The sequence below is a fragment of the Phyllobacterium brassicacearum genome, from assembly GCF_003010955.1.
GTDB classification, from domain to species: domain Bacteria; phylum Pseudomonadota; class Alphaproteobacteria; order Rhizobiales; family Rhizobiaceae; genus Phyllobacterium; species Phyllobacterium brassicacearum.
This window is the reverse complement of the sequence record NZ_PGGO01000033.1, coordinates 13526-30000: the sequence shown is the minus strand read 5'-3', so window position 1 is coordinate 30000 and position 16475 is coordinate 13526. Positions and strand designations below refer to the sequence as shown.

Genomic DNA, 16475 nt, shown 5'->3' with positions numbered 1-16475 from the left:
AAGCGGACCGTACGGTTGCCTTCAGCAGTCTGCTTTGAGCCAAAGCAGTTACGCGTAGAGTCCGTCGTAGGTCCGCGCTATAGAGTGCTGCATTGGGCTCTGTTCATTGTCAACACGAGGCGTGCTACTGTGATGACAGCGTAGGAGGGTGAAGCGATGGCCTACTCATATCGCTGCAAGGATTACCCTGGAATGGACGCCTGTCCGGCGTCGTTCGTGGCCGAGACTGAAGCGGAGCTTTGGAAACACATTGAACTCCACGGAGCGACCGCTCATCAGGAGCAGCCTGACAAGTGGTCCTTGGAAGATCGGCAACAGATCAAAAACTTAATTCGCGAAACGTAGGATGGGGCGCACGGAGGAGCGCGCATGGGCATTTACAGCGATGTCATTCTGCCGAAGCTCTGCGACCTTTCCATGCGCAACAAGCGCCTGCACCCCTATCGCGAGCGCGTGATTGGCGCTGCGGAAGGCCGCATCCTGGAGATAGGCAGCGGCTCGGGCCTGAACCTGCCCTTTTATCGCCCGGACGTTCGGGAAATTCTCGCGCTGGAACCTGATCCGGCCCTTCTCGCGATGGCCCGTCGCGCCTCGCATTCAAAGATGCCGGTCAACTTCATCGAAGCGTCTGCGGAAGCCATTCCGCTGGATGACGAGAGCGTCGACACGGTCGTGACAACCTGGACTTTGTGCACGATTCCCCGCGCCGCGACGGCACTGGCGGAAATGCGCCGGGTACTCAGGCCGCAGGGCAGGCTGTTGTTCGTCGAGCATGGGCTTTCGCCTGACCGTAGGGTGCGCTGGTGGCAGGATAGCCTCACTCCGATCTGGAGACGTATCAACGGGGGCTGTCATCTCAATCGCCCGATCAGATCGATGATAGAAGACGGAGGCTTCCGGATCGATCGGATTGAGATGGGGTACATGCGAGGCCCGAAGCCTATGACGTTCATGTACGAAGGGGGTGCAAGGCCCAGATAGCACCCGTCTGACAGTTCCACGCGCCGTTGGATAGCGCCTTCCTTTGAGCAAACCGAGTGCCGCGCGAGAGATAGGGCTAATTTCGCCGTTAAGGCCGAAATCCCCGCGGCGGCCAGCAGCATGAAAACCTGGCCGCATGCGCTCTAGTTGAAGGCCTAGCGAGCGGCGGGATGGTCCTGGCTGACAAGGGCCTACGACGCGACCGAGTTACGAGCGTTCGTGAGTTCCCGTGGAGGCTGGGCGAACATCCCGCCCCGCCGGAACCGGCGTGATCCGATTTGATTCAGCCTGCACCTTTACCGCCACCGAAATCAGCTCGAACGGCTCTTCAACAGGATTAAGCAGTGTCGGCGCATTGCAACGCGTTATGAGAAACAGGCCGCCAACTTCCACGCCTTCATCAAACTAGCGGCCATCCTGCTCTGGCTTCGCGTTAATGTGTCCATGACCTAACCGCGGTCCTTCGCACTGTTGGCCAAGAGCATGATCCCGTCCAGGTTGCAGATCAGCAGTTTCTGGCGACCGCCTTCGACCAGCCCTTTGGCTTCCCACGCACTCAGAATGCGAGACACGGTATGAAGCGTTGTGCCAGTCATCTCGGCTATATCCTGACGGGTGATCGGAAAATCGATCCGAATGCTGCTGCCTTCCTGTTTGCCCGCTTGTTTTGCGAGGCGTGTCACTACATGTGCGACACGACGTTCAACCTCCTGGGTCGACATCTCACGGATGCGGGTGTGGGCTTCTTCCAGGCGCTGACCAATCGTTTGCATGGTGGTCACGGCAAGGCTGGGATTACGTTCGACGAACTGTGGCCACAGATCCGTCGGCCAACAAAGGACCACGCTTTCGGCGGCAGCCATGGCGGTTCCCGGATAATCGGTGCGTTGCAGTGCCTTCGCGAACCCAAACAAGTCGCCGGGATGGACCATCCGTACAATTATCTGTTGTCCATCCTCTGTGACCTGCAGCACCTTCAGTCGACCGTGTAAGAGCAGGAAGAATGAGACTGCGTTCTGGCCTTGTTCGAACACCGCTTCCCCTTGCGGGATACGCTTCGCCGTGGCGGAATCGAGAAGCCCGTCCAGGTCCGCATCGTTCATCCTGGCAAACAGGGGAAGCGACTTCACGATTGTCCGGTCGATTTTCAATTGCGTTGTCCTATGGTTGCGCCAGCATCGCCGCTCACTGCACCAATGCCCAAGGTCCTTTTAAACCACTGCAAATAAGGAACATACCAATTTCCGTCGCGGACCAGGCGGAAGCCCAGATTTTCGGGCGGAGCGCCTACTGAACAACCTCCACCCTTTGGATTCCTGATAAAGAAGCTCATCGGTGAGCGATGTTTGCCGACGGCAAGGTACACTCCACACGAATCCTCATCGGCAGCGCCAGGATGGTCAAGATTTACCCTGCGATTACAGGTCGTGGTCCATTCCCAAACATTTCCGGCAAAGTCTGCCAAACCGAACTCATTCTCCCCAAAGTATCCACTCACCTGCGGAATTGGATTGGCGGCAGACTTCCTCGCGGCTTCGCGATCGTAGTCCGCAAGCCAGCGGATCGCCGGATTCCTGCTGTCGGCACTATCGCCCAGCCCATCGTCGGGAAAGCGGGATCCGGCAGCAAACGCCAATTGCTCGTCGGTTGGCAAGGTCCAGGTGGCATCCGTCCGATTGCTGAGCCATGCCGCATAGTCCTGGGCATCAACGATACTCACACCCGTTACTGCAACCTTCCCATCGGTAACGGCGTGTTCCGGTTCAGCGGCCTGGCAGGCACCGTCGGCAACGCAGCGCGCATAATCAACCGATGTCACTTCGTACTTCATGATTTCCAGCGCAGACGCTCTGACAGTCATGATCGGACCGTCGACGGCAATCGCGCCCCTGAAGAACTCCCCGTGGCTACGGTAGGAGAATTCTCGTGGTGCAACAGTTATTGTTTCGGGCGGGTTCACATGCATGGAAGGCGCGTTGTTCCCGAGCAAACCAATTTGTGCGGCACTCAGACCGCCGAGCGCTACGACCAAAAGCATGGGCGTGAAGATCGATAATGCGGAAATCTCGCGGTGGTGCAATGCGGCTGCCATTTGTGGCCTCCAGTGCAAAATATATGCAAGTTTTCATGCTACTTACGAGGTTAGTTTCAACTCTTGCATGAGTAAATGTCGAACGGGCATCGCCCGTTCGACATTCAGCTTCGGGATATCAGCTCCCCGGGGACAGGATTGAAGTCATCAGATCGTCGTTCCAATCACCGGTGACCTTGAAATGGGCCGCAGCGCCCAGTTCGAAGGCTTCGATCAGGTTGTGGTTTACATAAGCGTAGATGCCGGGCTGTTCGAAGGTGTAGAATGCCGCGCCTGCGGTGCCGGCCGGGATAAACCATGTTTCCTGATCATAGTCCGGAGTATTATGGAACTTGCCTGTCGCCCAGACGAAGTCACCATGGCCACCGATGAGGTGGGGCCTGGTGTCCCGATTGGCCTGAGAGTGCACGATCAGCACTTTTTCACCAACTGCGGCCTTCAGAGCATTTTCTCCGGTTAGCGCGCCAACGGCACCGTTAAAGACGATATGACTGGGTGTGAGCCTGCGCATGACTTCGAGGGTATCGGCGTAGGAGTCGGCGGCCGTCTCATACTTCTTGAATTTGCCGTCTGCATCCCTTGGTATGTAGAAGTCCTGTTCGCCGACATAGTAAATTTTGTCGTAAGTCAGTTCGTTGCCCTTGCCGTCCGTCAGGCCTTCCCGTGGGAGCACCATAATCGCTCCATTCATGCCCGAAGTTACGTGCCAGGGAACCATTCCGGGAGGTGCGCAGTGGTAAACGAACACGCCGGCTTTCGTAGCTTTGAAGCGGAGAACTGTCTTTTCACCAGGGTTGACAACCGTCAATGCGCCGCCGCCCAGGCCACCTGTCGCGGAATGGAAATCGATATTGTGCTGCATTGTGTTGGTGTCAGGATTGACGAGTGTCACCTCAACATAGTCGCCCTGATGGACAACGATCATGGGCCCTGGGACAGAACCGTCGAACGTCATCGCGTTAATTTCCGTACCTTCTTCATCGATCGCTATCTTCTTTTCCTCGATGGTGAGGGTGACTTCAATGAGCACTGGTCCGCCTTCTGCCTTTTGAGTGTGAGCATGGACGAATGGGGGTTTTACGAGTTCTATTTTCCTGCGGGGAAGCGAAGCAATATCCGTTGGCGTTAGCTTAACCGGAGCTTTGGTTGCAGGAGTGGCCGCATTGGCCAGAATGGGTGTCAGGACCCCAGTGATAGCTGCGCCGGCCAGGATAGTGCGGCGAGAAATTTTCATTTGGTTCGTCATCGCTGTTCTCCTTGATGGACGATACCGGGCGAATGTTAGCCGGCATGACCATCAATAGCAGTCCTCGCGAAGCACTCTTTGATGCACAACAAACAGCAGGGGAACCGTGAAAGCTTTTTTGTCGCAGAGACTATCTACGATGCAATTTTGTTAGAGACATTCTAAAGAACTGGCTCGCCGTTGCTGCAAATCGATTGCCGTCGACAAATAAACGTCAAAGAATTGTTTGATCTGGATCAAAAAAGACTTTGAGCTTGTCGTTAAGATGCGCAGAATCGGCCATTCCGACTGACCGTTTGCGCAAACGCAAGGATCCCTCGTCCGATATGATGCAGAGTCGCCAGGAACAGCAAATTGATCGGAGAGTAAAATGGACGGAACTCCCGCACAAAAACGGGGTGGTATCCCGCGCGGCATTTCAAACACTGGCCCTATAGTATTCTCTTACGGGTTCCGTCCGTTTTTTCTTGGCGCTGCTTCGTGGGCGATACTCGCAATGGGGTTGTGGATGGCGGCCATCACATCGGGTTTTCCGGTCGGTGGCACCTATGGCGCAATTGAGTGGCATGCCCATGAAATGTTGTTCGGATTCGCTCCGGCGGTACTTGCCGGATTTCTTTTGACGGCGGTTCCCAACTGGACTGGACGACTTCCGGTGTCCGGGGTTCCGCTGTTAGCGCTGCTCTCGATTTGGGTTGCCGGACGTGTTGCAATGTTCCTGACAGGCACCATCGGCGTCCTGCCCGCCGCCGCTATCGACGCATCGTTTTTGCTGTCGCTCCTTTTTATTTGCGCTCGGGAAGTCGTTGCTGGCCGCAAGTGGAAGGATCTGAAAGTCATCGCCGGATTGGCCGCCCTGTCGACTGCGAACATATTCTTCCATTGTTCCGTTATCAGCGGCGACACCACGGGCACCGCGACCCGCCTGGCGGTTTCCGCGTATACAATGCTGGTGATTATCGTCGGTGGCCGCATTCTTCCGAGCTTCACACGCAATTGGCTCAATCGCTTCGGTCGAACCGACTTCCCCGTGCCCTACGATGGGTTTGATGTCACCGCCATTTTCGGTGCATTCGGGACTTTCGCCCTTTGGACTTTCTGGCCAGAGAGTAAGCTGACCGGAATAGCTGCTCTTGCCGCGGCGACCCTGCACAGTGTACGGCTGATGCGTTGGCGCGGTTGGACGACACATCCGGAAAAGCTGCTTTTGGTGCTTCACGCTGCCTATTTGTTCGTTCCACTGAGCTTCATCGGCATGGCAGCCGGTGCAACAGGGTTGATCGATCAGATCTCCGTATTGCACCTGCTCACAATCGGTTCGATTGCATGCATGATGCTCGCTGTGATGACTCGCGTAAGCCGCGGGCACACCGGACGCTTGCTGACATCGTCGGCCAGGACCAACGCCACCTACCTTGCAATCATCGCGGCGGCGATCATTCGCCCCCTCGCCAACGTCTTTCCCGCAACATACCAGGTAATGGTATCAGTGGCGGGGGTGTTGTGGATCGTTGCCTTCGGACTGTTCCTGTTGGAATATGCCCCAATGCTGACACATGCCAAACGCGGTGCCCGGAGCACAGACTGAATTGGAAGCAACGCGGTGACAACCGCCTATCAGGTCTGCTTTGAGCCAATACCACCGTCACGGGCTCTGCTGGTTGATCGTGGAACACTCGTTCTTTGAGGACTTCATTGCCATTGCGTTGTGGAAGATGACCAATTTGATAGTCTCAACGGCCAATGAGTTTTGCCGGTGAACGCCGAAATGCTCCGTGGGGAGCGCAGCGCGGGATTTCCGCAATGAAATTGGGATGGGCACTTCTGCATCGTTCTGTGTTCTGGGCGGAAGCACACTTTCGCCGGACTATATCCTGTTCCCGTATACCTCGAACTGTTCATTGCCGTTGATGTTTCTTATTCAATGGATATCGAAGAACAGAAAGTTCAAAGGGAAGGTTATGTAAATGCCTTTCGGAGCGCTGAGATCGTCAGTTCGGTACTCGCGGGGCAACTGAAAAAGATCGCAGTGACCTTCGTCGAGTGCGGTGGCGCGGCTGTTCAGGTTGTGCCGTGGACTCTGATTGACGGTTCAGAGTCTGCCGCTCGGTTTGCTGAAGACTTGCGTCGGCAACCAATAAGAAGGATATCCTTTACATCGATCTCGAACGCGCTGGCGTTCGCGCGTGAGCTTATTCGAACCAATCGATTTCGAGCAAGCTGACGGGTTATCGATGTTTCGGGCGATGAGTCCAACAATGCCGGCGCTCCGGTTCCTGTTGCCCCGATCCCAGACCTGATGCCATTACGAGGCGTGTGTGATCGGGGGTTGTGCCGCTCTTCGGGCAAATCGATCATGTCGTCGCATTTTGCTCAGGTCGATGGTCATCGACTTGTAAAAAAAGTACGCGCCTCGCCCATGATCAATTTGGGCGACCATTGTGGCTCGTATGTAAGATCGACTTGTACAGCACTCACACCTGGCACTCCGGAGATGTGTAACTTCACTGCCTCCTGAAGGAAACCCGTTGCCGGGCATGCCTTCGTGGTAGTTGTCATTGTGACACGAACATTTCCATTGGCAGCCACGTCAAGCCCATAGATCAACCCAAGGTCGACGATGTTTTCGCCAAGTTCGGGATCGAGTATGATCTTCAGCGATTCCCGCACCGAGGATCGAAGCGATGCAATCCCGGCTTCATCCATTGTTGTTTTCCGTCCTTGTACCAATGCGGATGAGGATTCGATAGGCTTCTCCGGTATCGTCGAAACTCCCGACCCACTGATGATGCCGACGGGTCAACTCGGGAAAAAGAAACAGCGGCTCCCGGGACAACAGTGCGAAGAGAACCCTACCCGGCTCCATCTGTTCTGTGGCGGCCAGGATCCGAACCATCGGTTCCGGTGGATCGAGATCTGTGAGGTCCAGACTGGTGTCTGGATCGGGCCAGAGCTGCGGCATCTCCGCGTTTGTCGACACGTCGACGGGAGGTTCGGCGGCAACCCTGGGCGTGAACAGGACCTCCCAGTCTCCGCCGTCGATTTCACGGGCCACGCTGGTAAACCCACGTCCCTCCATCACGCGGAAGAGCGGCTCCGGGCGGAAGGTGGCGAGGAGCCTCAATCCCTGACCGGGCTTCAGGTCCGCCACGGCCTTCATGATCGCCTGGAAGGGTTCCCCGCCGCTCCGCAGGATCGGACGGACATCGAGTTCATGGGACTGTTGGTTCATTTGCGTCTCCTCATGACGAACGTGACAAGAACAGGTTCGGTCGCCGCGCCCCGTGGGGCAATTGCAGTGCAGGTGCCACGTCGGCAAGGCAGCGGGCCCTCACGTATTGTGCGACGATAACGAGCGTGGCCAAGAGCTGGACGAGACAAGTGCCGCGGAAGAGGTTTGCCTGTGCCGAAAGAATGCAGATTGTCCCCGCAGCAACGCTTGCATAGTAGATCACAAACCAGACGCTTGCACCCTTCTCCCGAACCAGGTCCTGCACACGCGGTGTGGGTGATTTTCCCAGGACGGGCCCATAGCACTCAAGCCAGGTGAGAAAGGGAATGATCTTGTAGAGCTGGGCAAGTCCCAACCCGGTCAACCAGCCAAAGACGAAAGCGTATGTCAACGCGGCCGCTGCGTAATCGCCATGGTCAAAATAAACGATGGCCAGGAGCGCTGCAGAAGCAACCAGTGCACCGTAGGCACCCACACTGGCCGAGCTGTTGAGTTCGACTGTTTTGCGCACACGCTTACGGTAGATGCGGACAACGTCGCTTACATAGAGCCCGACAACCACAACGCCAAGTATCCCCGCAATCGTCAGGCTTGCGGTCAAGGGTGCCGCAAACGCAATGATGAACGGGACTCCCGCAGCGACGAGCATCAAAGCACCCGCACCGATCCACAACACTGCGCGGTCAACGCGTGCGGCGCTGTCCGGTGACAACATGAACATCATCAGCAGGCGATAGCTGACTCCGATTGCGGTAAAACTCATCCAACCACCAAGACCGAGGACGGCGTGGATCGACAATCCGTTCAGATCGAGCCGAGAGAAGATTTCGTTTTCTGCAATTCCGGACAGTTCAAGAGCGAACGCTCCTCCAAGCATCGCGGTGACCACGAGGCATCCTATGCCGATTGCAACAAAACGGGCCGGCGCCGTTAAAGGCCGTGCTTGCCAAAGCGTCAGACCGATGATCATCACTGCCATCGCAACGCCCAGAACCAGGGCGGCCGCTCCCGCAGCCAGATCAGAGGTGTAGAGCGGGACCATACCGGCAAGAGCGGCAAAACCTGCCTCCAGACACAGAAGTCCGACGAGGATCAGCAGCAGTGCCGGCAATGCCAAACGCTGCGCACGAAGTGATCGTCCCACCAACACAGGCACAAATTGCAAAAGCGCTCCCAGCATGAGCAAAGTCAACCAGCCAATGGCGACGATGTGGACAAGCATCAAGGTTTCGGGTGCCCTGAGCGGCGCTGAAGGAAACCCGTAGCCCGCAACCATCATTGTCTCTCCAAGAATGAGGAACAAGAGTGCAGCAGCAAAGTAGGTCATGGTCCAGCGGGACAGCGCCGCTCCGGGCATAATATCAATCTCCGGTCAGAATGTCCGCAGGTTAGTGTCCGCCGCAGGTGCATTCATGTGTGTCGACGGCGGCGGCGGTGAGTCTTCCAATTGAAACGCGCCACTCCTCTGGACCCTCTTCGAGATAATCCCACGAGAACTGCCCGGGAAACTTCGTTTCAAGCTGATAGTGCAGCGGACGTGGAGGATGGTCGCTGATGATGGTGAGCGATGCTCCCATGGGCAGCGCGTCGATGAGTGTGAAAATAGTGGAGTGACGCACGTGGGGCGCAAGCGTGCGCACATCCAGGACGTGTTCCTTTTCGGTGGCTGTATCTACCATGACGATCTCTCATGCGGCCGGTTGCAAGAAAATCCGGAATGCATGGCCAAAGCTGGTCCGGACCACACGATTCCTACATCGGAGACGGTCGCGGAAACTTGAGGCAGCGCAAACAATTCAGAGAATGGCTTTGGCAACTCGTTGTTGATCTCGCGCAAAGACCCCGGAGACTGAAACACCTACTTTTGACGCCACCGTCACACATAGATCAGGAACGTCTCATGAACCCGGAGATTTTGAGAAAGTACGGCAAAGCCCGACTGCCTCGCTACACAAGTTACCCGACCGCCCCGCGGTTTTCCCCGGCCATCGGCAAGGGAACCTATGGAGATTGGTTGGAGAACATTCCTATCAACGATCCGGTCTCGCTATACCTGCACATCCCTTTTTGCAGATCCATGTGCTGGTACTGTGGTTGTCACACGACCATCAGCCAGCAGGATCAGCCGATCAGCGACTATCTTCATTTCTTGAAGAGTGAAATCGACATGGTTGCCCAACGCGCTCCCAAACCATTGCCGATCGGTGAGATTCATTTCGGCGGGGGCACGCCCACCATAATCCAACCCGAAGAGTTTCTGCAGTTGACGGCGCTGCTGCGTCAGTGGTTCGACGTTTCCGACCAAACAAACATCGCCGTAGAGATCGATCCGCGCCGGCTGACCAACGACATGGCGGCGGCACTCGGAGCAGGAGGGGTCACCCGTGCAAGCCTCGGCGTGCAGACGTTTGATCCCGTTGTCCAAAAAGCCATCAACCGAATCCAGACCGAACAACAGACGCTCCAGGCAGTTCGCGACCTTCGCAAGAGCGGGGTGCGCCGCATCAATTTCGACCTGATCTACGGGCTGCCGCACCAGACGGAGCGATCCTGTGTCGAAACAACCAAGGCTGCCATCGCCATGAAGCCAGACCGCTTCTCGGTGTTTGGATATGCCCACATCCCATCGTTCAAGAAGCATCAGAGGATGATCGACGAAACTGCCCTCGCCGACACCGCCGGGCGGAACGCCCAGGCTGAGGCCATCAGCGAAACGCTCGTCTCGGCCGGATACCATCAGGTCGGCCTCGACCACTTCGCCCTGAAGACCGACGATCTCGTGATTGCCCAAGATGCCGGGAAGTTGAGACGGAACTTTCAAGGCTACACCACCGACAATTGCGAGACGATGATCGGGTTCGGTGCGTCAGCAATCGGTCGGATGGTGGACGGATATGTGCAGAACGAAGTCGCACCAGGACGTTTTGCCCAGTACATCAGGTCCGGAGATCTCGCCACGGTGAAGGGCTATCGTTTTACCGGAGACGACAAGTTTCGCGCGCAGGTAATCGAGAGGCTGATGTGCGATTTCAGCGCAGACATTCCATCGATTGCCGCCACGCACGGTTTCGATCCCGCCGTACTGCTCGAGGGCAACAGGCGGCTGAAGATGTTGGAAGATGACGGTGTGGTTAAGATCGACAACGGCTGCGTCCTGGTGAAAAAGGATCATCGCTTCGTCATCCGGGCGGTCGCGGCCGCTTTCGATGCCTATATTGAAGAGTCCACCCGGACGCACAGCCAGGCAGCATGATCATCAGTCAAGCGGCCGGCACTGGAGCCGGGCCGCTTTCTTCGCAGTCCCATCTCAACCGACAAGACCACGGTAAATGACAGGAAGGGCAGACGGTAGCTTGGCAATATTGCCGACGACAGCAAAACCGTTCCTTCCGAAAATCGCGGGCACGTAGGATTTGGCATCACGATCGACAGTAACGCCGAAGACGCTAAGGCCCGACCGCCTTGCTTCCATCACGGCGCGGCGGCTGTCCTCGAGAGCAAAACGCCCTTCGTAGTGGTCAACGTCGTTGGGTTTGCCGTCGGTCAAAACAAGCAACAGCTTCCTGCGGTTAGGTTGCTGGCGGAGTTCGGCGGATGCGTGCCGAAGCGCCGCGCCGATGCGGGTATAATATCCCGGCCTCAGCGCCGCTATGCGGCTTTCAACCAGATGGTCCATCCGCTCGTTAAACGCCTTAACGGTTTCGATCCTGACCCAGGATCGCCGCCTCGAGGTGAACGTCAAGATGGAATGGTCGTCGCCACAAGCCTGCAGTCCGTGTGACAATACCAGCAATGCTTCCTTTTCGACGTCCAGAACGCGATGGTTGGCGAACCAGGCATCTGTCGACAGTGAAACGTCGACCAGAATTGTCACCGCCAAATCATGAGCTTGCGGGCGACTGTTAAGGTGGACGCGGTCGCTGCCCTGCCCCCCGGAAGCGAGATCCGTTCGTGAACGCACCACGGCATCAAGATCAAGTTCGGCACCGTCGATCTGCGCTCGCAAAATTTCGTGACGTGGCCTCAGCGCTTCGAACTGCCGCCTGACGCGACGGACGAGACTGGCGGTCGTTGGATCGAGTTCCGGACGCTCGCCGAGAGCGGATGCTGGGGATGCGAGGACGCGGCAATAATCGGGCAGATAGGCAGCGCTGCGATAGTCCCATTCGGGATAGGTTATCTCCGATGTTAGCGGCGATATGTCCAGCGCTTCGGGTGGCAGATCAAGATCAAAGCGGAAGCGCGACGACGGTCTTCCCTTTCGTTCGCCGAGGGTCATGTCATCAAGTTCGTCGGCCGCCTTGGCATCGTTGTCGCTGCTGTCGTCTCCCGGCCTGTCGACGTTGACCATCTCTGCCATGGACAGGATTTTTTCGAAACGGTTGAGAATGAACGGACTGCGCTCAGTTTTGTCTTTCTTCTCCCTCTCCGCAACATGGGGAGTGGGATCGATCTCCGGGGATTTGCTGCCTTGTCCCGGCTGGTCGTCGTCCTGACGGCCGTCGACTTCGTCGCGCCGCAGAGCATCTGGCCAAAGCGCCACAGGCAACATTGGTAGGTACCCTGCTGGTGCGCCTCGCGTAAATAGCGCTGCGAGATTGTCGCGCCTTCCACCGCTAAGAAGAAGCAGAATCAGATTTTCAACTTCTTGCTCCACATACGGAAGCGATCGCGTTTGCCGTTCGGCCAACGTTGCCGCACACAAGCGTCGGTAACGATATTGCATCCCCGGAAATGCAGACAGTGTCGCCGTTACCGCCACCTGAGCTCGAGACAGGGAGTTGAGATCCCGACGCAAGGGATCGGACTCACCGATCGGCTCAAGCGACATGGCTGCCATGTATGCCACGACCCAGAAATAGAGGTCCAGATTGAGCTCGCGCTTGGGAAAAATGTCAATTTCCGGAGGCAGCATCAAAGACGTGCGGTTGCGGCCCGGCTGGACAAGTTTTTCCTCGCCCAGACCGAGCCGCTGGCGGAATTTTAAACGATGGGTGGACGTACGACCGCGCGCAGGGCTGAGCTGCACGGCCCGTTCGCCGCCAAAACCGCGAAAACAAACACCGAGAACAGGCTTGATGTCTGTCAACCTGACCGCCTGATCCGGGTAGCGCGGCGAGGTTCGCGTGTTGCCCACCATGCGGTGCCAGAACCGCCCAACAGTCTCCTCGAGTTCCAGAAGGTCGAGCATTACGAACGCCTGCCGCCAACCACCGCGCTGGATATCTCGATGAGCGCTGCCTTGACATCCGCATCGTCCGTCAGAGGTTCGATCATCGTCCCAAGAACGGCTTGGCGAATGTCCATGCCCCCGTTGATCAGAGTTGCGCAGTAGACGAGGAGCCTGGTCGACGCCCCCTCCTCCAGATCATTCCCCTTCAGGGACCTGAACTTTTCCGCAAGACGGACGAGCGGAGCGACCATGGCTTCGGAAAGACCGCTTTCCCTGGCTACCACGGCGATCTCCTGATCTCTCGGCAGGAAATCGAACTCGATCGCGACGAAGCGTTGCCTGGTGCTCGGTTTCAACGTTTTGATCAAGTTCTGATAGCCGGGATTGTAGGACGCGACCAGCATGAAGCCTGGTGGTGCCTCGAGCACCTCCCCTGTACGCTCAAGCGGCAGAATTCGCCTGTCATCCGTCAAAGAATGCAACACGACGGTCACGTCCTTGCGGGCTTCGACGATTTCGTCAAGATAACATATGCCACCTTCGCGGACGGCTCTCGTCAGGGGTCCATCCACCCATACGGTGTCGCCACCTTTGAGAAGATAGCGCCCCGTGAGATCAGCGGCAGCCAAATCGTCATGGCAGGAAATTGTCGAAAGATTCAGATTAAGTTTTGCCGCCATATGCCTGACAAAGCGTGTTTTTCCGCAACCCGTTGGTCCCTTGAGGAGCAGCGGCAACCGCCGCTCCCATGCGCTTTCGAACAGTTCGCACTCATTGCCGGCCGGACTGTAGGCCGGAATTTCGGGAACTGCGCGCGGCGTGATTTGCAGGGCGATATTCATAGCTTGTCTCCATGAAATGGTGTGAACGGCATCCGGGAACGGATCAATGCAGCCACTGTGACAGATGGTTCCTCGATTTCACGCTGTGTGGCACGACCGGGTTTGCCGCTGCGTTCGCGGCCAGGGACCAGAACAGCCCAGACGAACATCAGCGCTGAGATCAGCACGAAGATTCCCGAAGCAAGCCGTATCCAGTAGAACACCGCCAGTTGATCCTGGACATCCATGAAGCTCTCACCAAGGAAACGCTGAAGATGCACTTGCACGGCACCTGCGAAGGTCAGAGCCAGGGTCATCACCGACATGGCGGTGCACATGATCCAGAAGCTGGCGATCGACATGCTTTGGTTGTAAGGAGCGCGACCGCGCAGTTCCGGGACGGCATATGCCATCACTGCGAGATTGAGCATGACGTATGCGCCAAAGAACGCGAGATGGCCATGCGCCGCGGTCAATTGGGTGCCATGCGTGTAGTAGTTCACGACCGACAGCGTGTGCAGGAAGCCCCAGACGCCGGCCCCGAAAAAGGCCATTACCGAGCAGCCAATGGACCAAAATAGTGCCGCACGGTTTGGGTGTTTGCGTCCGGCTTTACGCGTCATGACGATCGTGAAGACCACCATGGTGAAGAACGGTGCTACTTCGAGCGTAGAGAAGAGCGAGCCGATCCACTGCCAGTAACCGGGTGCGCCGATCCAGTAATAGTGGTGCCCAGTGCCCAAAATGCCCGAGAAAAGCGCCAGGCCGACAATGACATAGAGCCACTTCTCCACGACCTCGCGGTCAATGCCATTGAGCTTGATCATCAGGAACGCCAGGACGGACGCCATGATCAGTTCCCAAACACCCTCGACCCAAAGATGGACGACATACCACCAATACATCTTGTCGAGCGCCAGGTTCGCAGGGTTGTAGAAGGCGAAGAGGAAGAAGATCGGAACGCCCCAAAGCCCACAGATCAGGATGTTGGTGACCACAGTCTTGCGGCCTTTCAGGATCGTCATCGTGACGTTCGTCATGAACATCAGGGAGACAATGACGATTCCGATCTTGATGGCGAAGGGTTGTTCCAGAAACTCGCGCCCCTCATGGATGTGGAAAAGATAGCCGACGACCGCCGCAGCGGCGGCGACAAGGAACAGCCAAAATTGCGCAACGGCCATCTTCGGACTGAAGAGTTCGTTCTCTGTTTCCTCGGGCAAGAGATAGTAGGTCGCGCCCATGAAGCCCATCAACAGCCAGACTATGAGAGCGTTGGTGTGGATCATGCGAACAATATTGAAGGGCAGAAGCCCTGAAAGAGTGTTGGGGAGCACATAGATCGTGCCGGCCAATACTCCGAAGAGAACCTGTGCCAGGAACAGGCCGAGTGCGCCGTAAAAGTACAGCAATGCGACCCGCTGCGATTGATATTTCATGTCGTTTGCTCCAGTTGCGGGGATCAGCCAGCGTCGTTCGGCGGCCAGTTTTGCGTGTTGATGCGACTGGCCCATTCAAGGAAATCGGCGAGCTCTTTGAGTTCTTGATCGCTGAGATTGAACTGTGGCATCTGCCGCCGGCCTTCGATGCCGGAAGGCTGGCCCGCCATCCAGGCCTTCAGTGCTTCACGTGCGGCCTCGGGGTCGCTGTCACCACCCCAGCGCTTCCACACGTTCCCCAGTTCCGGGGCAAAGTACGCGCCTTCACCATGCAGCGTATGGCAATTGATGCAGGAGTTTTTCTCCCAGACATGCTTACCCCGAGCGACAGATTCGGTGAGCTTGCTCTCGTCGGTCGAGGTCGTGCGCATATACCAATGACTGTGGGCCGTAAGGCCGACGAAGATTGTGAAAAAGAAAATGGAGCCGCCGTAAAACACGTTACGGGCTCCTGTTTTGGTGAGGCGTTCTGCCATCACGTCATCCTTTCAAGTTCGGATGGCCTCAAAGTGCGGCGGGCCCAATCCCTGCCCCGTCAAATCCCCAACAGGAAATTGTCAGCCGAATGCTGCGGGCGGTTCATATTCGTGGATTCGCGCCCTGACCTCTTTGCGTTTTGACAAACAAAAAGAATTCGTGGCTATCCGCCCGCGTGTACATGCAGAAAGGCAATCTTTGCGATCGTAGCGGCGGCCAAGAGCATCGGCCAGGCCAGTAAGGTCCACCGAAGCAATGCCGGACCTGCACGTAGACCAAGAAAATCCAGTATTACGATACGGGCCTTGAGGAGGGAGAGCACAATTACGATAGATGATAGATAGAATGGAGGCACGAAGCCTGGCGCAAGGCCGACCAGCAACGCATTGGCGGTCGCCAAAGCAACAAGGAGCGACCAGGCCTTCACCAAGCGTGCTGATGTGTTTGTCACCATCGGCTCACACCAGATAAATGATTGGGAACATGACGATCCAGATCAAATCGATCATGTGCCACAATGCGGTGATGAGGGCGATATTGGAGTTGCCGGGTCTCCAGGCGACGAGGAGCAGCACCATCGCGCCGAAAACTACATGGATCACATGGAATCCTGTAATGATGAAGTAAAGTTCGAAAAAAGCATTGAAGGACGCGGACGCGGCAAATCGCATTTCCGAATTAAATTCGACGAGTTTGATTATCGTGAAAACGAATCCGAGCAACGCAGCGAACACCAACGCCCTTCGCTGCTGACGTACCGTGGCGTGCCTTCGCGCCGCCATGGCTGCCTGCCAGCCGCTCGTCAGCAGCAACAGAGTGTTTGCGGTGGCCAGTCCCGGTGAAAGATGGAGCCTCGCCAGTGCAAAACTTTCCGGATCCCTGACCGCTGCCAACAAGAACGCCGCGATAAGGATTCCGAACGCCGCCAGCTCGCTCAAGACAAGAACCCAGACGAGGAAGTCGTCGGTGTCGGCCGCCGCTGTTTCGAGCGCTTCCATTTCCCTGTGCAACGGT

At 56.8% G+C, this 16475-nt stretch carries 18 protein-coding genes and 1 pseudogene; 6 read left to right on the top strand and 13 right to left on the bottom strand.

Translation table 11 applies throughout. The annotated features are described in order from the left end of the window. The first annotated feature begins 156 nt into the window (after positions 1-156). From CU102_RS26335 to CU102_RS31200, 3 genes are all read left to right on the top strand, one after another. Complete coding sequence (locus CU102_RS26335) at positions 157-345, top strand: DUF1059 domain-containing protein (protein ID WP_106714033.1); 189 nt, start codon at positions 157-159, stop codon at positions 343-345. A 24-nt stretch (positions 346-369) separates the two neighbouring features. After that, positions 370-981 carry a class I SAM-dependent methyltransferase gene (locus CU102_RS26330; RefSeq protein ID WP_106714032.1) on the top strand — a complete coding sequence of 204 codons (612 nt, stop codon included), beginning with the start codon at positions 370-372 and terminating at the stop codon, positions 979-981. 288 nt (positions 982-1269) lie between these two features. After that, on the top strand, positions 1270-1434 hold the full coding sequence (locus CU102_RS31200; protein WP_170115312.1) for a transposase: 165 nt from the start codon (positions 1270-1272) through the stop codon (positions 1432-1434). Here CU102_RS31200 and CU102_RS26320 read toward each other — a convergent pair. From CU102_RS26320 to nirK, 3 genes are all read right to left on the bottom strand, one after another. Continuing rightward, on the bottom strand, positions 1431-2132 hold the full coding sequence (locus tag CU102_RS26320; protein ID WP_106714031.1) for a Crp/Fnr family transcriptional regulator: 702 nt from the start codon (positions 2130-2132) through the stop codon (positions 1431-1433). The two genes, CU102_RS31200 and CU102_RS26320, sit on opposite strands and share 4 nt — an antisense overlap. Beyond that, entirely contained in the window at positions 2129-3073 is a 945-nt protein-coding gene (locus CU102_RS26315; RefSeq protein ID WP_106714030.1) for an SUMF1/EgtB/PvdO family nonheme iron enzyme, read from the bottom strand. Before CU102_RS26315 ends, CU102_RS26320 begins: the two co-directional genes overlap by 4 nt. Before the next feature lie 118 nt (positions 3074-3191). Next, on the bottom strand, positions 3192-4319 hold the full coding sequence (gene nirK / locus CU102_RS26310) for a copper-containing nitrite reductase (RefSeq protein WP_106714029.1): 1128 nt from the start codon (positions 4317-4319) through the stop codon (positions 3192-3194). A gap of 370 nt (positions 4320-4689) precedes the next feature. Here nirK and CU102_RS26305 point away from each other — a divergent pair, with 370 nt between their 5' ends. Then, on the top strand, positions 4690-5907 hold the full coding sequence (locus tag CU102_RS26305; protein ID WP_106714028.1) for an NnrS family protein: 1218 nt from the start codon (positions 4690-4692) through the stop codon (positions 5905-5907). 336 nt (positions 5908-6243) lie between these two features. Beyond that, positions 6244-6543, top strand: a complete 300-nt coding sequence (locus CU102_RS26300; protein ID WP_245425577.1) for a DUF1194 domain-containing protein — start codon at positions 6244-6246, stop codon at positions 6541-6543. Between the two features lie 161 nt (positions 6544-6704). On the opposite strand, the gene CU102_RS26295 is transcribed toward CU102_RS26300, so the two are convergent. The 4 genes from CU102_RS26295 to CU102_RS26280 are packed head-to-tail and all read right to left on the bottom strand — an operon-like array spanning position 6705 to position 9230. After that, a complete protein-coding gene (locus tag CU102_RS26295; protein WP_106714027.1) occupies positions 6705-7025 on the bottom strand; it encodes a metal-sulfur cluster assembly factor in 321 nt (106 codons plus the stop codon). Further along, on the bottom strand, positions 7018-7551 hold the full coding sequence (locus tag CU102_RS26290) for a DUF2249 domain-containing protein (protein ID WP_106714026.1): 534 nt from the start codon (positions 7549-7551) through the stop codon (positions 7018-7020). The genes CU102_RS26295 and CU102_RS26290 overlap by 8 nt, the downstream gene beginning before the upstream one ends. Positions 7552-7561: 10 nt before the next feature. Then, complete coding sequence (locus CU102_RS26285; RefSeq protein ID WP_106714025.1) at positions 7562-8908, bottom strand: hypothetical protein; 1347 nt, start codon at positions 8906-8908, stop codon at positions 7562-7564. A 31-nt stretch (positions 8909-8939) separates the two neighbouring features. Next, positions 8940-9230, bottom strand: a complete 291-nt coding sequence (locus tag CU102_RS26280) for a DUF2249 domain-containing protein (protein WP_106714024.1) — start codon at positions 9228-9230, stop codon at positions 8940-8942. A gap of 221 nt (positions 9231-9451) precedes the next feature. Between CU102_RS26280 and hemN the strand changes: the two genes are divergently transcribed. Then, the gene (gene hemN / locus CU102_RS26275) at positions 9452-10804 is read left to right on the top strand and encodes an oxygen-independent coproporphyrinogen III oxidase (RefSeq protein WP_106714023.1); all 1353 of its coding nucleotides are present in this window, start codon (positions 9452-9454) and stop codon (positions 10802-10804) included. 54 nt (positions 10805-10858) lie between these two features. Here hemN and CU102_RS26270 read toward each other — a convergent pair whose 3' ends face one another. The 6 genes and pseudogenes from CU102_RS26270 to CU102_RS26245 all read right to left on the bottom strand — a co-directional run bounded on the left by CU102_RS26270 (position 10859) and on the right by CU102_RS26245 (position 16459). Continuing rightward, positions 10859-12742, bottom strand: coding sequence for a nitric oxide reductase activation protein NorD (locus tag CU102_RS26270; RefSeq protein WP_106714022.1), 1884 nt, complete (start codon positions 12740-12742; stop codon positions 10859-10861). Next, positions 12742-13566: a CbbQ/NirQ/NorQ/GpvN family protein gene (locus CU102_RS26265; RefSeq protein WP_106714021.1), complete on the bottom strand. Its 825-nt coding sequence runs from the start codon at positions 13564-13566 to the stop codon at positions 12742-12744. Before CU102_RS26265 ends, CU102_RS26270 begins: the two co-directional genes overlap by 1 nt. Positions 13567-13676: 110 nt before the next feature. Continuing rightward, a pseudogene (locus tag CU102_RS26260) lies at positions 13677-14984 on the bottom strand (cbb3-type cytochrome c oxidase subunit I); the annotation flags it as partial. Between the two features lie 23 nt (positions 14985-15007). Then, on the bottom strand, positions 15008-15460 hold the full coding sequence (locus tag CU102_RS26255) for a c-type cytochrome (protein WP_106714020.1): 453 nt from the start codon (positions 15458-15460) through the stop codon (positions 15008-15010). 164 nt (positions 15461-15624) lie between these two features. Further along, a complete protein-coding gene (locus CU102_RS26250; protein WP_106714019.1) occupies positions 15625-15915 on the bottom strand; it encodes a cytochrome C oxidase subunit IV family protein in 291 nt (96 codons plus the stop codon). Between the two features lie 4 nt (positions 15916-15919). After that, positions 15920-16459, bottom strand: a complete 540-nt coding sequence (locus tag CU102_RS26245; protein WP_106714018.1) for a cytochrome c oxidase subunit 3 — start codon at positions 16457-16459, stop codon at positions 15920-15922. Between the last annotated feature and the right edge of the window lie 16 nt (positions 16460-16475).

Bases quoted from the DNA above. Each gene is read 5' to 3' on its own strand.
- CU102_RS26245 (WP_106714018.1), bottom strand. From the start codon at position 16,459: ATGGAAGCGCTCGAAACAGCGGCGGCCGACACCGACGACTTCCTCGTC.
- CU102_RS26255 (WP_106714020.1), bottom strand. From the start codon at position 15,460: ATGGCAGAACGCCTCACCAAAACAGGAGCCCGTAACGTGTTTTACGGC.
- CU102_RS26290 (WP_106714026.1), bottom strand. From the start codon at position 7,551: ATGAACCAACAGTCCCATGAACTCGATGTCCGTCCGATCCTGCGGAGC.
- CU102_RS26270 (WP_106714022.1), bottom strand. From the start codon at position 12,742: ATGCTCGACCTTCTGGAACTCGAGGAGACTGTTGGGCGGTTCTGGCAC.
- nirK (WP_106714029.1), bottom strand. From the start codon at position 4,319: ATGACGAACCAAATGAAAATTTCTCGCCGCACTATCCTGGCCGGCGCA.
- CU102_RS26300 (WP_245425577.1), top strand. From the start codon at position 6,244: ATGGATATCGAAGAACAGAAAGTTCAAAGGGAAGGTTATGTAAATGCC.
- CU102_RS26305 (WP_106714028.1), top strand. From the start codon at position 4,690: ATGGACGGAACTCCCGCACAAAAACGGGGTGGTATCCCGCGCGGCATT.
- CU102_RS26330 (WP_106714032.1), top strand. From the start codon at position 370: ATGGGCATTTACAGCGATGTCATTCTGCCGAAGCTCTGCGACCTTTCC.
- CU102_RS26250 (WP_106714019.1), bottom strand. From the start codon at position 15,915: ATGGTGACAAACACATCAGCACGCTTGGTGAAGGCCTGGTCGCTCCTT.
- CU102_RS26315 (WP_106714030.1), bottom strand. From the start codon at position 3,073: ATGGCAGCCGCATTGCACCACCGCGAGATTTCCGCATTATCGATCTTC.
- hemN (WP_106714023.1), top strand. From the start codon at position 9,452: ATGAACCCGGAGATTTTGAGAAAGTACGGCAAAGCCCGACTGCCTCGC.
- CU102_RS26295 (WP_106714027.1), bottom strand. From the start codon at position 7,025: ATGGATGAAGCCGGGATTGCATCGCTTCGATCCTCGGTGCGGGAATCG.
- CU102_RS26285 (WP_106714025.1), bottom strand. From the start codon at position 8,908: ATGCCCGGAGCGGCGCTGTCCCGCTGGACCATGACCTACTTTGCTGCT.
- CU102_RS26280 (WP_106714024.1), bottom strand. From the start codon at position 9,230: ATGGTAGATACAGCCACCGAAAAGGAACACGTCCTGGATGTGCGCACG.
- CU102_RS26335 (WP_106714033.1), top strand. From the start codon at position 157: ATGGCCTACTCATATCGCTGCAAGGATTACCCTGGAATGGACGCCTGT.
- CU102_RS26265 (WP_106714021.1), bottom strand. From the start codon at position 13,566: ATGAATATCGCCCTGCAAATCACGCCGCGCGCAGTTCCCGAAATTCCG.